At 63.3% G+C, this 16,425-nt stretch carries 17 protein-coding genes, 1 tRNA gene and 2 pseudogenes; 9 read left to right on the top strand and 11 right to left on the bottom strand.

The genetic code is table 11. From position 1 onward, the window contains the following. Positions 1–170 precede the first annotated feature (170 nt). The 8 genes and pseudogenes from OMP38_RS35235 to OMP38_RS28215 all read left to right on the top strand — a co-directional run. A pseudogene (locus OMP38_RS35235) lies at positions 171–689 on the top strand (LysR family transcriptional regulator); the annotation flags it as partial. A gap of 54 nt (positions 690–743) precedes the next feature. Further along, positions 744–1,274: a LysR family transcriptional regulator substrate-binding protein gene (locus tag OMP38_RS35230; RefSeq protein ID WP_338130701.1), complete on the top strand. Its 531-nt coding sequence runs from the start codon at positions 744–746 to the stop codon at positions 1,272–1,274. A gap of 3 nt (positions 1,275–1,277) precedes the next feature. Then, a tRNA-OTHER gene (locus OMP38_RS28240) sits at positions 1,278–1,371 on the top strand. Positions 1,372–2,069: 698 nt separating this feature from the next. Beyond that, a complete protein-coding gene (locus tag OMP38_RS28235; protein WP_277568051.1) occupies positions 2,070–4,145 on the top strand; it encodes an S-layer homology domain-containing protein in 2,076 nt (691 codons plus the stop codon). 37 nt (positions 4,146–4,182) lie between these two features. Next, positions 4,183–5,067, top strand: coding sequence for a DUF4430 domain-containing protein (locus tag OMP38_RS28230; RefSeq protein ID WP_277568050.1), 885 nt, complete (start codon positions 4,183–4,185; stop codon positions 5,065–5,067). A 255-nt stretch (positions 5,068–5,322) separates the two neighbouring features. After that, a complete protein-coding gene (locus tag OMP38_RS28225) occupies positions 5,323–5,955 on the top strand; it encodes an energy-coupling factor transporter transmembrane component T (RefSeq protein WP_277568049.1) in 633 nt (210 codons plus the stop codon). Further along, positions 5,928–7,718 carry an ABC transporter ATP-binding protein gene (locus tag OMP38_RS28220; RefSeq protein WP_277568048.1) on the top strand — a complete coding sequence of 597 codons (1,791 nt, stop codon included), beginning with the start codon at positions 5,928–5,930 and terminating at the stop codon, positions 7,716–7,718. The genes OMP38_RS28225 and OMP38_RS28220 overlap by 28 nt, the downstream gene beginning before the upstream one ends. Continuing rightward, positions 7,691–8,391 (top strand): annotated as a pseudogene (locus OMP38_RS28215) (ECF transporter S component). The gene OMP38_RS28220 and the pseudogene OMP38_RS28215 overlap by 28 nt, the downstream one beginning before the upstream one ends. A 918-nt stretch (positions 8,392–9,309) precedes the next feature. Here the strand turns inward: OMP38_RS28215 and OMP38_RS28210 are convergent. The 11 genes from OMP38_RS28210 to OMP38_RS28175 form a co-directional block, all read right to left on the bottom strand. Beyond that, complete coding sequence (locus tag OMP38_RS28210) at positions 9,310–9,723, bottom strand: transporter associated domain-containing protein (RefSeq protein ID WP_277568047.1); 414 nt, start codon at positions 9,721–9,723, stop codon at positions 9,310–9,312. Next, complete coding sequence (locus OMP38_RS28205) at positions 9,606–10,661, bottom strand: hemolysin family protein (protein WP_277568046.1); 1,056 nt, start codon at positions 10,659–10,661, stop codon at positions 9,606–9,608. The genes OMP38_RS28210 and OMP38_RS28205 overlap by 118 nt, the downstream gene beginning before the upstream one ends. A gap of 81 nt (positions 10,662–10,742) precedes the next feature. After that, entirely contained in the window at positions 10,743–11,465 is a 723-nt protein-coding gene (locus OMP38_RS28200) for a hypothetical protein (RefSeq protein WP_277568045.1), read from the bottom strand. Continuing rightward, complete coding sequence (locus tag OMP38_RS28195; protein WP_277568044.1) at positions 11,407–13,173, bottom strand: glycosyl hydrolase family 28 protein; 1,767 nt, start codon at positions 13,171–13,173, stop codon at positions 11,407–11,409. Before OMP38_RS28195 ends, OMP38_RS28200 begins: the two co-directional genes overlap by 59 nt. A 171-nt stretch (positions 13,174–13,344) precedes the next feature. Continuing rightward, positions 13,345–13,473, bottom strand: coding sequence for a hypothetical protein (locus tag OMP38_RS35225; protein WP_338130681.1), 129 nt, complete (start codon positions 13,471–13,473; stop codon positions 13,345–13,347). A 55-nt stretch (positions 13,474–13,528) separates the two neighbouring features. Continuing rightward, entirely contained in the window at positions 13,529–13,699 is a 171-nt protein-coding gene (locus OMP38_RS35220; protein ID WP_338130680.1) for a hypothetical protein, read from the bottom strand. After that, positions 13,674–14,102 (bottom strand): family 43 glycosylhydrolase, encoded by a 429-nt coding sequence (locus OMP38_RS35215; RefSeq protein WP_420869776.1) that lies wholly within the window; start codon positions 14,100–14,102, stop codon positions 13,674–13,676. Before OMP38_RS35215 ends, OMP38_RS35220 begins: the two co-directional genes overlap by 26 nt. 165 nt (positions 14,103–14,267) lie before the next feature. Then, the gene (locus tag OMP38_RS28185; RefSeq protein WP_277568043.1) at positions 14,268–14,606 is read right to left on the bottom strand and encodes a hypothetical protein; all 339 of its coding nucleotides are present in this window, start codon (positions 14,604–14,606) and stop codon (positions 14,268–14,270) included. Beyond that, the gene (locus OMP38_RS36315; protein WP_420869762.1) at positions 14,530–14,817 is read right to left on the bottom strand and encodes an alpha-galactosidase; all 288 of its coding nucleotides are present in this window, start codon (positions 14,815–14,817) and stop codon (positions 14,530–14,532) included. Before OMP38_RS36315 ends, OMP38_RS28185 begins: the two co-directional genes overlap by 77 nt. After that, positions 14,744–15,736, bottom strand: coding sequence for a hypothetical protein (locus tag OMP38_RS28180; RefSeq protein ID WP_277568042.1), 993 nt, complete (start codon positions 15,734–15,736; stop codon positions 14,744–14,746). Before OMP38_RS28180 ends, OMP38_RS36315 begins: the two co-directional genes overlap by 74 nt. 15 nt (positions 15,737–15,751) lie before the next feature. Next, entirely contained in the window at positions 15,752–16,117 is a 366-nt protein-coding gene (locus OMP38_RS28175) for a carbohydrate ABC transporter permease (RefSeq protein WP_277568041.1), read from the bottom strand. Positions 16,118–16,197: 80 nt separating this feature from the next. Between OMP38_RS28175 and OMP38_RS28170 the strand changes: the two genes are divergently transcribed. Next, positions 16,198–16,407: a hypothetical protein gene (locus OMP38_RS28170; RefSeq protein WP_277568040.1), complete on the top strand. Its 210-nt coding sequence runs from the start codon at positions 16,198–16,200 to the stop codon at positions 16,405–16,407. Positions 16,408–16,425: the final 18 nt, after the last annotated feature.

Here is a 16,425-nt window from a genome sequence, read left to right as displayed (position 1 = left end):
GATTCCGTTCATTGACATGCCGTCCTGCGCTCTTCGTTCCATTTTCGTTCCCTCCTGCAACGTGTTGCTTGTAGAATAACGCGAACGGGAATATATTTGAAATATCTGATTTATACGATTAACATACCTTCAGGGTATGGATAAACGAATCAAGCGAGGAGGAGCGGACGATGGATGTCAGGCAGCTGCGTTACTTTTTGACGGTGGCCGAAGAAGGCCAGATCACGTCCGCCGCCAAAAAGCTTCATATGGAGCAGCCGCCGCTCAGCCGGCAGATGCGGCTGATCGAGGAGGAGCTCGGCGTCGCGCTCTTCGACCGCTCCGGCAAGCGGCTGCGGCTGACGCCGGCCGGCGAGCGTCTTCGGGATCGCGCGGCCGGACTGCTCCGCCAGCTGGAGGAGACCGTGGCGGAAGTGCGGGAGCTGGACGAGGGCGTGAGCGGCGTACTGTCGGTCGGCGCCGTCGTGTCCTGCACGTCGCTGCTGCCCGGCCCGCTCGGCCGATTCAGGGAGCGGTATCCGAACGTCAGCTTCAAGCTGAGCGAAGGCGACCATCACCTGCTCGGCGAGCGGCTGGACCGCCGCGAGATCGAGATCGCCGTCGCGCGGCTGCCGTTCGAAGCCCCCGGCGGCGCGGCGCGCTACGAGATCCGGCCGCTCCCTTCGGACCCGATCGTCGCGCTGCTGCCGGCGGGCGCAGGGAAAGCAGCGGGCGGCGCGGTCCAGGCGCAAGCCGGAGGATCGGTGCACGACGGACCGGCGCATAGCGGACCGGTGCATGACGGACAGGCGCATGACGAACCTTTGCATGACGGACCGGTGCATAGCGGATCGGTGCACGACGGACCGGCGCATAGCGGACCGGTGTATGACGAACCGGCGGTCAGCGCCGGCACGGAGCCGCTGTCCCTCGCCGAGCTCTCGGCTTATCCGCTCGTCTCGCTGAAGACGGACCGCACGGTCGTCATGCACGAGACGATCATGCGCGCCTTCGCGGACGCGGAGCTCCGCCCCCGGGTCCTTTGCGAATGCGCGAGCGTGGCGATCGCGCTCACGCTGGTCGCCCACGGCTTCGGCGCCGCGCTGCTGCCGAAGTCAGTCATGTCGACGTTCCCGCTGGCGGGCATCGAATGCCGCGCGATCCGCGACGCCGACCTGCTGTCCGAAGTGGGGCTCGTCTGGCTCAAGGACCGTTATCTCTCCCGCGCGGCGCGGCGCTTCGTCGCCTTGTTCGACGCTTCCGATGGACAAAGCGGCGGCGGGGGTCTATCATGAGAAGGAATCGAATAGCCGAATGACGGCAAGGCGCCCCGACGCGAAGCGCGGACGGGCTTAATCGGGAAGCCGGTGCGAATCCGGCGCGGTCCCGCCACTGTAATTGCGGAGCGAAGCGGCTTGTTGCCACTGTCCGAACGGACGGGAAGGCGCCGCGTCAGCGATGAGGCAAGAGCCAGGAGACCTGCCTTGAACGTCGGTTTCTCTTTCTTCGGGGGCTAAAGGAAGGGAAAGCGCCGCAGCGTTTTTGCGCGCTCGTCTCGCGCGGCGAACCATGCGCGGCTTGACTTCGGCACGGCTTTGCATGTCAGCCCCTGTTAACGGCAGGGGCTTTTTTTAATTGTCGGATATCCGAGGCACCTATTTTCTATTTTCGCGCCTTTTGGGGCCTCCGATGATGCCCCTAGCGGATCTGGGGTCCGCTACGACGCTTTTTTCGGCCAATCCCGGTCATATAGCGGCTCTGGGGTCGCCAGGCCGGTGCTTCAGCCGCTCGTGCTATCCTGCAAAAGTACATCATCCATGGCCGATATGGCGGTTTTCTGCGATATTTCGCGCAAAGTGCATGATAGCTCGCCGCTTTAAGCGAGAACACGGGTGTTTTGGGTAAAAATCCTGCATTTTTGCGCGATAGTCCGAACGACGAACGGATGCGGACCGCGATCGTGTACTTTTGCGCGAATGCCCCATTTTCACCTCTTCACTTTGCATCCATTGATGATTGACGCTGTGCTGTCCCAGCCCTCTATGACGCATACATCTTACCGGAAACTTACCGGAAATGAGGTTCGCTCCATGCCAAACGCCCGATCTTTATTGCAACGCGCCTTATCCCCTTCGCTCAGAAAACATCGCGCATGGCCGCTGACGCTCCTACTGATCGTAGCGATGGTCGCCTGCCTGGCAGCGCCTGCCGCGGCTGCGGTCGTCGCAGACAATGGTACGGCCGCCGGCACCGTCACGCTCTCCGTCATCGGGGATGTCAAGCGCGGCACGCTGCTCCACGCGACGCAGGTAGGGCTGCAGGATGGGGATACGGCCTACTCCGTGCTCGAGCGAACGCTCCCGGGCAAGGTCAAGTCCTCCGGATCCGGAGAAACGCTGTACGTGAGCGGCATCGACGGGCTGTCGGAGCTCGATCTCGGTCCGAAAAGCGGCTGGATGTACGAAGTGAGCGGCGCGTATCCCGCCAGGAGCGCCAGCATGTACCGGCTGAAGCCGGGCGATGCGGTCGTCTGGCGCTACACGCTCGATCTGGGCGCGGACGTTGGCGCGCCGAATCCAGGCGCCGGCGGGAATGCGGCCGGCGGGGCAAGTGGCGGGACCGGCGCAAGCGGGAATGGCAGTGCCGGCGATGGCGGGAACGCAGGCAACGGCGGCAGGCCAAGCGTGGGCGAGGGAGCGAGCGCCGTATATGACGCCGACATCGCGGCGCTCCGCAAGCTTCTGCTCGCCAAGCCGGCGGCCGAGCTGTCCGAGTGGGAAGCCTTCGCGCTCGGCCGATCGGGCGGCGGCGTACCGGACGCCTACCTGGCTGAGCTGGCAGCGCAGGTGAAGGCCGCCTCCGGCGCGTATCGCAAGGCGACGGACCTGGAGCGCATCGTCCTCGCCGTGCGGGCGGCCGGCGGCGATCCCCGCGCGTTCGCGGGATACGATCTGGTGGCGGCGGTGTACAACCACGCCAAGCTGACGCTCCAGGGCGCCAACGGCCCGATCTTCGCGCTGCTCGCGCTCGACAGCGGCGGATACGACGTCCCGGCTAGCGCCCTCTGGACGCGCGCCAAGCTCGTCGATTGGCTGCTCGCGCTGCAGAACGCCGACGGCAGCTTTCCGCTGGCCGCCGGCGAAGCCGGCAACGCGGACATCACCGCGATGGCGCTGGCCGCGCTCGCGCCTTACGCGAATGGCGCCGAAGACGCGGACGCCGGGGCCGGCGCTGTCCCAATCAGCGGTTCTCGCTCCGCAGCAACGGCGATCGACCGCGCCATCGCCTATCTCTCGTCCGTCCAGCTGCCGGACGGCGGCTTCAAGCTCGAGCGCGACGAGAACAGCGAGACCGCGGCGCAAGTCGTCATCGGCTTGACCGCCGCCGGTCGCGATCCCGCCGGCGCCGCCTTCCTCAAGGCCGGCGGAAGCCTGCTCGACGCGCTGCTGGCGTACCGGACGGCCGACGGCCGCTTCGCGCACGCGCCGGGCGGCGCTTCCGACGCCATCGCGACGGAGCAAGCGATGCTGGCGCTGGTCGCTTACGACCGTTATACAACCGGCGCTTCCGGGTTGTACCGGATCGCCGCCGAGCGGTTCGCGGACGAACGGCAGATCGCCGGCTGGGCTTCGGATGCCGTGCATCAAGCCTATGCGGCCAAACTGCTCTCCGGCACGAGCGCCTCCCCGCTCCGCTTCGAGCCGAAGCGCGGCATCACGCGCGCCGAGTTCGCCGCCCTGCTCGTCCGGCTGGCCGGCGACCGGCTGGACACAGCCCAATCCCCCGGCAACGACGGCGCTACCTTCGAAGTCTCGTTCGCCGACGTCCAGCCGTCCGACTGGTACTACGGGGCCGTCATGCGAGCCGCCCGGGCCGGCATCGTGAACGGCGTATCGGCCGCGGCCTTCAAGCCCGGCGATCCGATCACGCGCGAGCAGATGGCCGTCATGATCGGCCGCGCCTTCGGCCTCACCGGATCCCGGAGCGGCACCGCTTGGCGGGATGCCTCCAGCATCCGCGCGGCTGCCCTGCCTTACGTGAACGCGGTCGCGGAAAAAGGTATCCTGCTCGGCGCCGCGGGCGCCTTCGATCCGTCGGGCACCGTGAGCCGGGAGATGGCCGCCGTAACCGCCGTCCGATTGAAGCATTTAGATTTAGCCTCTTAAAATCGTCAGTCTGCGCAGACGCAAGGAGGGAAATGAAGTGAAGCCTATTACCCAGGGAAGGCTGGCCGCGTTGTTCGTCCTGCTGGCCGCGCTGCTCGCGACCGCCGGCTGCAGCGGATCCGGCGCGGACCGCGAGGCGATACCCGGCCAAGCGAGCGTGTCTGTCCCGGCATCGTCCGCGGGACAGAAGCAGCCGGGGGACGCCGCAGCCTCGGCAAGCGCGCAATCCAGCCAGCAAGCGAGTGCAACGGCGATGGCGCCGAGCGGCGAACCCGAAGGCGCGAGCAGCGCAACGGCTAAGCCCGGCACGGCGTCCGCCGACGGCGCCGTCAAGCCATCCGGCGGCAAGGTGCCGACGGCGACCGCCGATGCCGGCTCGGCTCCGTCCAAGCCGGAGGCGTCGGCGTCCGCCGAGACGCCAACCGCGACGCCAACCGCGAAGCCATCCGCTTCGCCTGCGACGCCGAGCGCAGCCGCCGGCGGCAAGCCCTCAGCCCCTCCGCAGTCCGGCCAAGCGACGCCAAGCCCCTCTCCTGCGGCGACGCAGGCGCCGCAAAAAGCCGAGATCACGCTGTCGATCGTCGGCGATGGCGATACGGGCACGATCCTGTCCCCCGCCGCGGTCGAACTCAAGTCCGGCGACAGCGTGCTCGACGCGCTGAAGCGCGCGACCCGCAGCCGCAAGATGCAGATGGAGTACCAAGGCAGCGGCGCAGCCGCTTATGTAGAAGGCATCGATAATTTATACGAATTCGACAAAGGCGCGAAGAGCGGCTGGCTGTTCCGCGTGAACGGGGAATTTCCGGGCAAGAGCGCTGGCGCCTATAAGTTGGAGGCCGGCGACATCGTGGAATGGCTATACACGCTCGACATGGGCAAGGACGTCGGAAAAGGCGCGGACGGCGAGGAGAGCGGGTCGTGAGCGCAGGCGGCTTCGGCGGGCTTCATCCGCTCGTTTGCTTCACCTATTACGCCGGCGTGATCCTGTTGGGCCTCATGCTGGCGCATCCCGTCTATCAATTGGCGTCGCTCGCTCTGCTGACGGCGCTGCTGCTCCTTCAGCGGCAGGGCCGGACGCTGGCGCGCTCGCTCCCCTACTACTTGCTCGTCGGCGGGCTCTTCGCGATCGTCAATCCGCTGCTGTCCCACCGCGGGCGGCATATTCTTTTTTTATCTGATGGATCAGCCGATCACGCTCGAAGCCGTCCTCTACGGCGCCATGATGATGATGACCATCCTCGCCGTATTGCTGATGTTCGTCTCCTATCGCGTCGTGATGACGACGGACAAGTTCATGTATTTGTTCTCCGCCGTCCTGCCCCAGACCGCCCTGCACGCGTGGATGACGCTGCGGTTTATCCCGCTGTTCGCCCGCAGGTTCCAGCAGATCGAGCTCATCCAGCGCTCGCGCGGCATCGACATGCGGACCGGCGGGCCGATCCGCAGACTGAAGAACGGCGCGCTGCTGCTGCGCATCCTTATGACCTGGTCGCTCGAGGACGCGATGCGGACCGGCGATTCGATGAAGGCGCGCGGCTACGGCACGGCGAAGCGGACCGCCTATTATCCGTACCGGATGGACCGGCGGGACCGGGCGACGCTCGCGACGCTCGGCCTGCTGCTGCTGCTCTCGCTCGCGGGCTGGCGGGAAGGATGGGGGCTGCTTACGCTGTTCCCGCGCATGGAGAAGATCCGGCTCGGGACCTTTGAATGGATTCACTTTGCCATAACCGCTATTTTCGTAGGCATGCCGATCGTATTCGAAACGAGGGAGAGATACCGATGGAGATCGTCGCGGCGCAGCGCCTGACCTTCCGCTATCCGGACGCGGCGCAGCCTGCGCTTACGGAAGTGGACTTGTCCATACGCAAAGGCGAGTTCGTCGTGCTGTGCGGCGCTTCCGGCTCCGGCAAAACGACGCTGCTCCGCCACTTCAAGCGCGAGCTCGCTCCCGTCGGGAACGCCTCAGGCAGCGTGCGTTACGACGGCTGTCCGCTCTCGGAGCTGCCGGACGGACGCGCGGCCGAGGAGATCGGCTTCGTCTTCCAGCATCCCGAGAGCCAGATCGTGATGGACACCGTCTGGCACGAGCTGGCGTTCGCGATGGAAAACCGGGGATACCCGCAGGTCGTCATGCGCCAGCGGCTGGCCGAGCTGTCCAGCTTCTTCGGGCTGGAGCCGCTCCTGCAGCGCTCCGTGCACGAGCTGTCCGGCGGACAGACCCAGCTCGTCAACCTGGCTTCCGTGCTCTTGCTCCAGCCGCGGCTGCTCCTGCTCGACGAGCCGACGTCCCAGCTCGATCCCGTCGCCGCCCGCGAGTTCGTTCACCTGCTGCGCCGTCTGAACGAGGAGTTCGGCGTGACGGTCGTCGCGAGCGAGCACCGGCTGGACGACATTTTGCCGCTCGCGGATCGCCTCGTCGTCATGGCTGACGGCCGCGTCCGGTACGACGGCACGCCGGGCGAAGTCTGCAGGCGGATCTGGGCGAGCGGAGACGCGCGCGAGCGGCTGTACGTGCCGTCCGTCGCCAGGCTGTTGGCCGCGCTAGACGGCGCGGGCACGAGCGCCGCAAGCGCTTCAGACGCGCCGCTGCCGCTCACCGTACGCGAAGCGGTCGCCGCGCTCGATCGCCTGGCCGAGGTACGCGCGCCGGCTTCGGAAGGATCGGCGGACGAGGCCTCCGAGGCTGCCGGCATGCGCGGCCAGGCGACCGTCGGCGGCGCGGAGGCCCGCCGGCAGCCAGCCCCAAGCGGCGTCGCGCAACTGCGAAGCCTGATTTGCTTGTCAGCCCGCCGTGACGCCGACGGTCCGGCCGAAGCGCTGTCCTGCCGCGATCTCGCCTACCGCTTCGAGCGCGACCAGCCCGATGTCCTGCGCAGGCTGAGCCTCCAAGTGCGCGAGGGCGAGCTGCTCGCCGTCCTTGGCGGCAACGGCGCCGGCAAGTCCACGCTGCTGCAGCTCATGGCGGGCTTGCGCAAGCCGCAGCGCGGCAAGATCGCCATCGCCCCCGGACGCAGGATCGGGTACCTCGCGCAAAATCCGATGCTCTACTTCAGCAGCGACACGGTGCGCGAAGAATTCGCGCGGGCAGCCGTGAATGCCGGGTACAAAAGCGGCGCGGCCGAGACCGAGATCGCCCATTGGTCGGACGCGTTCGGTCTCGGCGAGCTCTCAGACCGGCACCCGCACGATCTCAGCGGCGGCCAGCAGCAAAAGCTGGCGCTCGCCCTCGCCCTGCTCCCGCGGCCGGACATCCTCTGCATCGACGAGCCGACCAAAGGGCTCGACCCCGATGCCAAGGAAGCCTTCGCGGCGCTGCTGCTGCAGCTCCGCGAGGAAGGCATGACGATCGTCATGGTGACGCACGACGCCGAGTTCGCCGCCCGCCACGCCGACCGATGCGCGCTGCTCTACGATGGGGAGATCGCCGCCGCAGCGGAGCCGCCGCTCTTCTTCGGCGGCAACTACTTCTACACGACGGCCGTCAACCGGGCGGTCCGGCACCGCTATCCGGACGCCGTCACGGCGGAGGAGGTCATGCGCAGATGGACAACCGAAGCCGCGCGATCCTGATCGCCGTAGCCATCCTCGCGGCCGGTCTGGCCGTCGCTTCCGCGATCTGGGACGGCCACTACCTGCTCCTGTCCGCCGTCGCGATGACGCTGGCGATGGCGCCGCTGTTCGTCCGCTTCGAACGGCGCCGGCTCGAGCCGCGCGAGATCGCGATGCTGGCCGCGCTGGCGGCCGTCGCGGCGCTGGGACGGATCGCGTTCGCACCGCTGCCGAGCTTTAAGCCCACGTCCTTCGTCGTCATCGTGGCGGCGCTCGTCTTCGGCAGCGAAGCCGGCTTCATTGTGGGCGCGGTCGCCGCGCTCGCCTCGAACCTCTTCTCGGCCAAGGCCCGTGGACGCCCTGGCAGATGTTCGCCTGGGGCATGGTCGGCGCCTCGGCGGGATGGCTGCGCCATACGCGCTTCATGAAGTCGCGGATCGGCCTGTGCGCTTTCGGACTCGTCTGGGGCTTCCTTTTCGGCTGGATCATGAACGTATGGTCGCTGCTCAGCCTTCCCGATGCCTTCGGATGGGGGCTCGTTCTGATCACTTACGCCCAGAGCTTCTACTTCGACCTCGCGCATGCGGTGGCGAACGTACTCTTCCTCGGCTTCTTCGGCCTCAGCTGGGTACGGCTGCTCGATCGCATCCGCAAGAAATACGGGCTCCTCGAAAACCGAAGCGCCCGCCGCTGATGATCCGCCTCGTATATGCGAACATGACAAACAGAACACCCGGTTAACAGCTGATAACCGGGTGTTCTACTGTTCTGGTTTACTATTCAATTGTCTCAAGACGCTCCCATCTTAAGTTTCCGAAGATTCATCCAGATTCGCTTGCGCATGATCGTAATCTTCTTAGACTTCATTTTAAATGTGACCTCCAAAGGTCGTACGCGCATTCGTGCGGTTAAAGGGTCTTGCCGGCGCCCTTGGCGCTCGTTTGCCGCGACACCTCTCGCTTCGCCGTTCTTTGGATTATTTTAATTTCTTGACCTGCTTTCTTGTTCAGATTTCTTGTTCTGCTTTCTTGTTCGGTTGCCGAAGAGTCGTCCTTGCTCGTACACGTTGGATTCCCGCATATCCGAACCGCCACGTTACGTCAATTGCCGGGCGGTTGCGTTCGCCACATTTCCGTACGCTGCGGATATGCTTCGCTTACCTGGCCCAATGGACTATCCCCTTTCGTTTCGGTTGCCCTCATTATAAGACAGCGGATTCAATTATTCAAATTTTCTGATTATTGATAAACGAGCCTCATCGCCCAGGAACGGGCGACAATCCGGCCTATACGCACATATCCGTTAAAATACTCGCTTTTTCGTTTCTTTTTTACGCAAATCGCGCTTTAATTTTACAATGCCCCCGTTGCGACGCCGTTACTGTAATGTTGCTTTTATCGCTCGCAGCACGAACCGATGCCGTCCACCGTCCTGGGAACGTTGCTTTTACCGCTTGCAGTAGCACGCTTGCTCCTGTAGCCGTTTTTTTTCGCCTCGTCGGATCATTTCCGCCATAGAGAAAAACCGCACGTTGACCGTGCGGTTCCGAAACGACAAGCATGCATTAAGAACGACAAGCACGCATCGAGCTCGCAAGACGACTCAAGCTGCCTCAAGAAGAAGGATGCTCCGCGGAGGCGGAAGCCTCCTGCGATTCGCTCGCGGCCGCAGGCGCACGCCGCACGTTGACCCGCTTGATCTGGCGATTTTCCATCTCGGCGACGACGAACGTATAGTCGTCCGCGGACACTTCTGCGCCCGGCGCTGCCTCCTCCAGCTCGGACATGAGCCAGCCGCCCAGCGTGTACACGCCTTCGTCGTCCTCGATCTCCGTCTTCAGCAGACGGTTGGTCTCCTCGATCATAAGCGTGCCGCTCAGCTCGTACTGGCCGCCGGGAAGCTGCTGAATCAGCGGGCGGCCGTCCTCGTCGCGCTGCTGCCTCCGCTCGCCGACGATGCGCGCGATAATGTCGCGAATCGTGACGATGCCCGAAGTCCCGCCGTACTCGTCGAGCAGCACCGCCATATGGATGTCCCTTTTTTTGCATCAACAACAAGATCTCCTGCACCGACACGGTATCCAGCAGCTGCAGCACAGGCTCGATATAAGGCTTGACCGGCATGTCCGGCTCCCCCCGGATGGCGAATGTACGCCGTGAGCAGCTCCTTGTAATCGATCAGTCCCACGATCGTGTCCTTGTCGCCGCCCGCCGTGACCGGGTACAGATCGTAGGCATCCAGCGAAGTACGGGCCACGACCTCCTGCACCGTCTCGCTCTCGTCGATGAACGCCACGTCCCGCCGCGGGATCATGATGCCTTTGGCCACCATGTCGTCCAGCTCGAAGATGTTCGTCACGTACCGGAACTCCGAGGAGTTGATGATGCCGCTCTTGTAGCCTTCGGACAGGATCAGGCGCAGCTCGGCTTCGGTGCGGGTGTTGTCCTGCTCGGAGAGCGGCTTCATCCCGAACAGCCCGGTGAGCAGCCGCGCCGAACGGTTCAGCAGCCAGCTGAACGGATAGGTGAGTTTGAAAAACATCATCAAAGGCCTCGCCAGCGCAAGCGCGAGCGATTCGGCCTTTTGGATCGCCACGATTTTAGGCAGCAGCTCTCCGACCACGACCTCGAGAAAGGTGAGGATGAGGAATGCGATCACGAACGATACGACCGTCTCCACCGACTCCGGCAGCGAAAAAAGTCCGAAGACGGGACTCAGCAGGTGTTCTACCGTCGATTCGCCCAGCCAGCCGAGCGCCAGGTTGGTCAGCGTATTGCCCAGCTGGCAAGCCGATAGATACTCGTCCAGCCTCGCCACGATCTGCTTGACCGCCGACGCCTTCTTGTTGCCTTCGGCGACTAGCTGCTCGATTCGGCTCATCCTCGCCCGAATGACCGCGTACTCCGCAGCCACGAAGAAAGCCGTGCATGCGATGAGCGCCAGCACGATTATCGTATTGATCATCCGCGCGTCTCTCCCTTCCGTGCTCGCTCCGTCGTTTCCAATGGTATATTGTACCCGGAACGCGGCGAATCGAAAGAAAGGTTACGTATATATAATGTTCGGACTCCAGTACGTCGTGTCGAAGCTGTTGTTCCCGTTCTTGTCCAGGACGAAGTAGAGCACATCGCCCGCCGTCACGTTCACAGTCAGAGAATGGCTGACGCCGGTCGCGTCGTTGTAAGCGATCGCCTGCCAGCCGCTCGCCGGCCATAGCTGGGCAGCGTTCTTTAAGATCTTGATCCGCACGCCGTCCCCGCCGTTCGTATCCTGCTTCCGCGCGTTGCCCGTAACGCGCACCGTACCGGTTACCGGAGCCGTCCAGGCCCGTACCGTGTCGTCGGCGTCCGGGTGCATTAGACCGCCGTCGTGAATGATATTCCAAGCGTTCGTGCCGCGCCACGTCTTGTCCGTCGCGTTCCAGGCCATGCTCGTATAGGGAGCGGCATTGCCCTGCAGATAGTTCCAGTTCCAGCCGCCCTGATACGTCAGGAAGTCGGTTGATGCGTTAAAAACCGGCTTGTAGGTGATCATCGCATCCAGTACGGTCGTATCGTGGCTGTCGGTGCCGTTCTTGTTGACGACGATATAGACGTAATCGCCGGCGGCGACGTTCGCGATGACGCCGAACTGCACGCCGAGCCGATCGGTCGCCCCGATCGTCTGCCAGCCGCTGGACGGCCAAAGCGGGGTGCTGTTCTTCATGATCTTAATCCGCACGCCGTCGCCGCCGCCCGTATCCCACTTGGCCGCCGTACCCTTGATCATGACCGTGCCCGTACTCGGAGCCAGCCACGCTTTGACCGCGTCGTTGCTCTCCGGATGGACGAAGTTCGGCCCCCACATGCCGATGTACGCCCCCGTTCCCTTCCACTTGCGGTCCGCCGCGTTCCATGTCATATTGGCATAGCCGCTTCCGTTCCACTCTTTGTAATACCACTGGTTCGCCCCCCTGCGCGGAGGAGAAGTCCAGTCCGCCGACATATGTGTCGACCGGCGCGGTCGACTGCCTGACGACGACGTTTTTCACGTAATTATTCACGTTAAACGGCTTGTCGCCCAGATCGGTCAAATATTGTCCGTCGATCGATACGTCCTCGAACAGGATGTCGCTGACCGGCTTGCCCAGATCCCAGCCCCACAGCCTAATCTCCTTCGAACCGGTGCCGACGGCGGTAATGTTCCTGAACGTCACGCCGCTGATGAGCCCCGGGAAGGACTGGTTGCCCGGCAGCGAGCCGAACCAGAAGCTGTCCGCAAACGAGAGATTGACGAGCCGGACGCTCTGCTCGACTCGGATATCCTGGTACAGAATGTTGCGGAACTGCGTGCCGTTCAAGGCGGTGATATCCATAACGGCCCGGTCCTGGATGACCCCGTGATTGTCGCGGTCGTCATAGCTGTACAGCACGTCGTTGTTCAAATACTTAATGTTCTCGTAATAGGCCGCTTGCGTCTCCGCGCCGAGCGACCATACGTCGTTGGCATCGCTCCAGAATTGACTGTTCTGGATGGTGATGTTGTAGTTGGGCGCCCCGCTCGCCGGATTGTCGCTTGCGTTGTAGCCTGGCGTGACGACGCCTTTGATCGCGATGCAGTCGTCGGCAGTCCGAAAGAAAGAGCGGTCGATCGTCACGTCGTGGGAATTGACGAGATTCAGCCCGTCCGTGCTCGCATAAGTCGGGCTGACGACTTTATAATCGGTGACGCTAACCTGGCTGCTGTTGTCTATCAGGCTCGACCAAGCACCGATCCGCCGATCCACGATGATACCGCTTATCTGCACGTTCGTGCTCGACAAGATGCTGATCGGCTGATTGAGGTAAGTCGACGTATAGTTCATGCTGACGATGCCCCGGCCCCGGATCGCGACATTCGAGGCGCCGCGCACTTCGATATGCCCGTTCAGGAACGCGCCGCCGGCGATATACAGCGTCTTGCCCGAACCGACCGTGATCGTCGTCGTCGGCGTGGAAGAGTAGTCGTAATAGCCGGGTCCGATGTAGATGACGTTCGGATCGGACGGACTCGGTACGCTGGTATCAGGCGCGCTGGCGAACAGGTGGAGCGTGCGGCCCTGATAGTTCCCGTCCAAAATAAGCGATACGTTGGTCGGCCCGCTCAATGTGAACTGTATCGTGTTCCCGCTTCGGGTAGAGGCCAGGCCGAGGGAGGCAGGCGCCAGTTTATAGGAGGAAAAAGAGAAGTTGACCGTCACCGACACGGTGATGGAGCCGGTCATGTCGAAGTAACCGTACGATACCTTGTTGCCCCAGCCGTTATTGTCTCCGTACAGATCGATGGCGCTGCCGCCGGCCGTGACCGTGAAGTCGGAGGAGCGGGGCGCGCCGGTGGGCGCCGCGTAGGCGGTGACCGTACCGGCGGCGTGCGTCGCCGGTACGCCGAAGGCCAGGGGTGCGACGAATAAAGCCGCCGCGATCAGAAGACGAACGAAACGAAAACCGATCTTTCTCATACCGATTTACCTCCCGAAATGAAGTTTGAACTCTTAATATAAAACGCTTTCATTTTCACTTGAAAAAATGGCCCGTCGCGCTGTCCCTCCCCCTCAGGCGAAGCAGGTTGGCGGAGCGAACGCCGCCCCGCCCCTCTCTCTCATGAACCTGCACTTCCTACCGGAGGCGCCTCAGTCCTCCGACAGCGCAAGCGTACCAGCCTCCGTCTTCACGCGGAAAAATACGGGGCGCTCGTCCGGCGTCCGGTTCGGGCAATGCAGCGCGAGCGTCAGCCGCCCCTCCAGGTCCGCGAACAGCATCCCGTGCCCGCCGTCCCGGCGGAAGAAAGGCAGCTCCTCCTGCGTCCACGGCCCTTCAATCTCCCCCCGACGCAGACTTGGCGACGCCCATCGCGTAACCTTCGTCACCGTGGCTCGACCAGAGCATCCACAGCTCCCCTTCTGCCGGTCGGAACAGGAACGGCCCGTCCGTCACGTAGCCGCGAACGTCCGGCTGACCCTCAGCTTCGTACACCGTGCTTCGCACCCACGGCGCCTCCGTTGCGGCGAACAGTTTGATCGGCTCCCCCTGCCGTCTCGGCCAGGTCAGCGCTCAACCGAAGGGCGTACATCTCGCCGTCCGTCACCTGCAGCCACTCGCGGCAGAATACGATCCATGGTTCGCCCTGCCGGTCCACGTACAAGGTACCGTCCAGGCATTCCCAGTCCGGCGGCGTCGCCGGCCGGTCCGACAAGGGCCTGAACGGGCCGAGCGGCCCGTCCGCGGCCAGGATCTGCGTCGCGCGCCGCCGTCCGGGCGCCTTGAAGCTGGCGAACATATAGTACATGCCCCGCCAGCGATGAACCTCGGGCGCCCAGAAATTTTCGGTCCCCCCAGAACCCGGCCTCCGGCCGGAACGCCGGGAACGGTCCCTCCCACGCTTCCAGATCGCGGCTGCGGTAGACGTCGAAGCCGGTGCCCGGTCCCGACCAGGCGTTGCGGTCGGTCGTGCCGTACAAATAGTACAAGCCCTCTTCCGGCACCGTCACGACGAACGGATCGCGAATTTGAATGTCGCTTCTGTGCAGCATACCGGCCATTTCCTCCTTATCCGTCAACCTGCGCGAATTCCAATACGAACGCTTCGATGCCCTTGCCGCAATCCTCGATCCTGAACCGCACGGTTCCGGCTTCGCGATCCTCCTCCCAGACGAAACGCATCCGCCTTGACCGCAGCCGCCTCCGTGCCAATGAGCCGGACGAGCTCGTACCAGAGCTTTTCGCCGATGCCCCATTCGTAATTGTCGATCGCATGCTTGCCGCCGACCGGACCGTAGTAGTTCATGTCGATCTTGAAGCCGTCGGCATTCAGGGCGTCAGCCTCGTCGGACAGCAGGTAACGTACGGTGCTGCGGATATGCGCCCGCACGTCTTCGCGCGAACAGTCCAGCAAGTAGACGTAGTCGTAGATTTCGGTGTTCGTGACGCGAGCCGGCTCCCCCCTCCAGGGTTTTCACCAGCCACTCCGGATGCTCGCGCACGATGCGGGACGTCTTCGATACCCATAGCGGCGTGTACCAGAGCACGACTTTATGGCCGCGCGCCTTGACCGATTCGATCAGCCTTCGGAAGGAAGCGGTGTCGCCGAACCGCTGCGGATGCACGCCGTATTCCCCATAATGATCGAACCAGTGCGAATCGACGATCAGCGTAAACGGATGGCCGCCCGTCTTGTCCTCCAGGCTTACGACCCAATCCATTAGCGTGTCCGCCGTCAGCGGATTGCGCTCGAAGTCGCAGCTTTGCTCCAGATACTCCTGCTGCCCCCCAGGTGCAGAAGATCGGCCGGCTCCACCAATCGAACCATTCGCCCCCTTCCCGCATATATCCGCTGTCCCTGTAATACGCCACGTAGCGGTCTAGCACCGAGTCTTCTGTTTCGAGTCCGAAATGGAACTGCACCCGGGGAAACCGACCCTCGTACGCGGCACCGTAAAAATGGGTGAACGCGATATCGAAGCGGCCCTGCCGGAACGTCGCCACCGTCTCGCGGACGGGAAGCGGGTCAGGCACAATCATGCCCCACCACGGGCCGGCCTCTGCCCATTTATCTCGAAACGCCAGCGTCTTCGGCGCCGGACATGTCATCCAGATCCGCTCCAGCCCGCGGTCGAACTGCGATTCCTTGGCCGTTGCGCTGAATACGAATTCGGCCGATTCGCCCGATTGGAACACTCGGTTGTAATGGTCGGGCAGAAAGCCGCGAACGACGGAATCGACCAGCTCCGTGCCGGCAAAATAGCGGATCTCTCCGTGCAGCGAGCTGGATCCGTCGATCGTATATTCAAGCCAGGACGCGCCCGCCGTCAGCTTGACGCGATAGCCGCAGTCCCGCAGTTCCCCGAGCAGCGCACTTCCTTCTTCCGTCCATCCCGAGATCGGCAGCTTGAAGCCGTCCAGTACCGGCCTCAAGCAGACCGCGTACGACTTTCCGCCCAGCGCGAGCGTCATGACTTCGCCTTCGACCGCGATGTCGGCGCCGCCGAGCCTGATCCGGTAGCCTGCCCCTTTTTGTTCGAACACTTCGTCTTCTCCCCTTTATCCTTTGACGGAACCTGCGGTCATGCCGTCGATGATGTAGCGCTGCAGCAGCAAATAGACGATAACGACGGGCGCCGAAACCAGCACGACGTTGGCGAAGATCAGGTTCCAGTCCGAGCTGTACGTGCCCAGGAAGTTGAAGATGGTCAGCGTCACCGTATAGTTGCGGGGGCTGTTCAGGAAGTAGATCGTAATGCCGAAGTCGTTCCAGACGCCCATAATTGAAATGATGATCAGCGTGACGGTCACCGGCCGCAGAAGCGGGAAAATAATCCCGAAGAACAGGCGGTACGGCCCGACCCCGTCCACGATGGCCGATTCGTCGATCTCGCGCGGGATGCTCTTGTAAAAGCCGGTGTACAAAAAAGGTGCCGAACGAGAAATTCGTTACCGCCAGCATGACGGTGGCCGCCAGGTATGTCTTGACATGCAGGTAATACGTGATGAAATACGCGGGAATGATCTGCAGCGGGATCATCAGGCCGAGCAAAACGAGCAGATACAGCAAGCCGGACATCCGCGTGTTTTTGCGCTGCAGCGTAAAGGCGGTCATCGAGCAGAGCACGATGAGCAGCGCCACGGTGGCGAACGTGACGAGCGCGCTGTTTCTCAGCCCGGTCAGCACGCCGCCGGCGTCGATCATCTCGGCATAGTTGGAGACGAGGAACCAC

The organism is Cohnella ginsengisoli, from assembly GCF_029525555.1.
Classification (GTDB): domain Bacteria; phylum Bacillota; class Bacilli; order Paenibacillales; family Paenibacillaceae; genus Cohnella; species Cohnella ginsengisoli.
Note: the sequence above shows the minus strand (reverse complement) of the source record. Positions and strands in the feature narration are given on the sequence as shown.

Coding starts and splice junctions, on each gene's coding strand:
- OMP38_RS28235 (WP_277568051.1), top strand. CDS start 2,070: ATGCCAAACGCCCGATCTTTATTGCAACGCGCCTTATCCCCTTCGCTC.
- OMP38_RS28225 (WP_277568049.1), top strand. CDS start 5,323: ATGGATCAGCCGATCACGCTCGAAGCCGTCCTCTACGGCGCCATGATG.
- OMP38_RS28220 (WP_277568048.1), top strand. CDS start 5,928: ATGGAGATCGTCGCGGCGCAGCGCCTGACCTTCCGCTATCCGGACGCG.
- OMP38_RS28210 (WP_277568047.1), bottom strand. CDS start 9,723: ATGGCGGTGCTGCTCGACGAGTACGGCGGGACTTCGGGCATCGTCACG.
- OMP38_RS28205 (WP_277568046.1), bottom strand. CDS start 10,661: ATGATCAATACGATAATCGTGCTGGCGCTCATCGCATGCACGGCTTTC.
- OMP38_RS28200 (WP_277568045.1), bottom strand. CDS start 11,465: ATGATCAAGGGTACGGCGGCCAAGTGGGATACGGGCGGCGGCGACGGC.
- OMP38_RS28195 (WP_277568044.1), bottom strand. CDS start 13,173: ATGAGAAAGATCGGTTTTCGTTTCGTTCGTCTTCTGATCGCGGCGGCT.
- OMP38_RS35225 (WP_338130681.1), bottom strand. CDS start 13,473: ATGCTGTTCGCGGACCTGGAGGGGCGGCTGACGCTCGCGCTGCATTGC.
- OMP38_RS28170 (WP_277568040.1), top strand. CDS start 16,198: ATGAAATACGCGGGAATGATCTGCAGCGGGATCATCAGGCCGAGCAAA.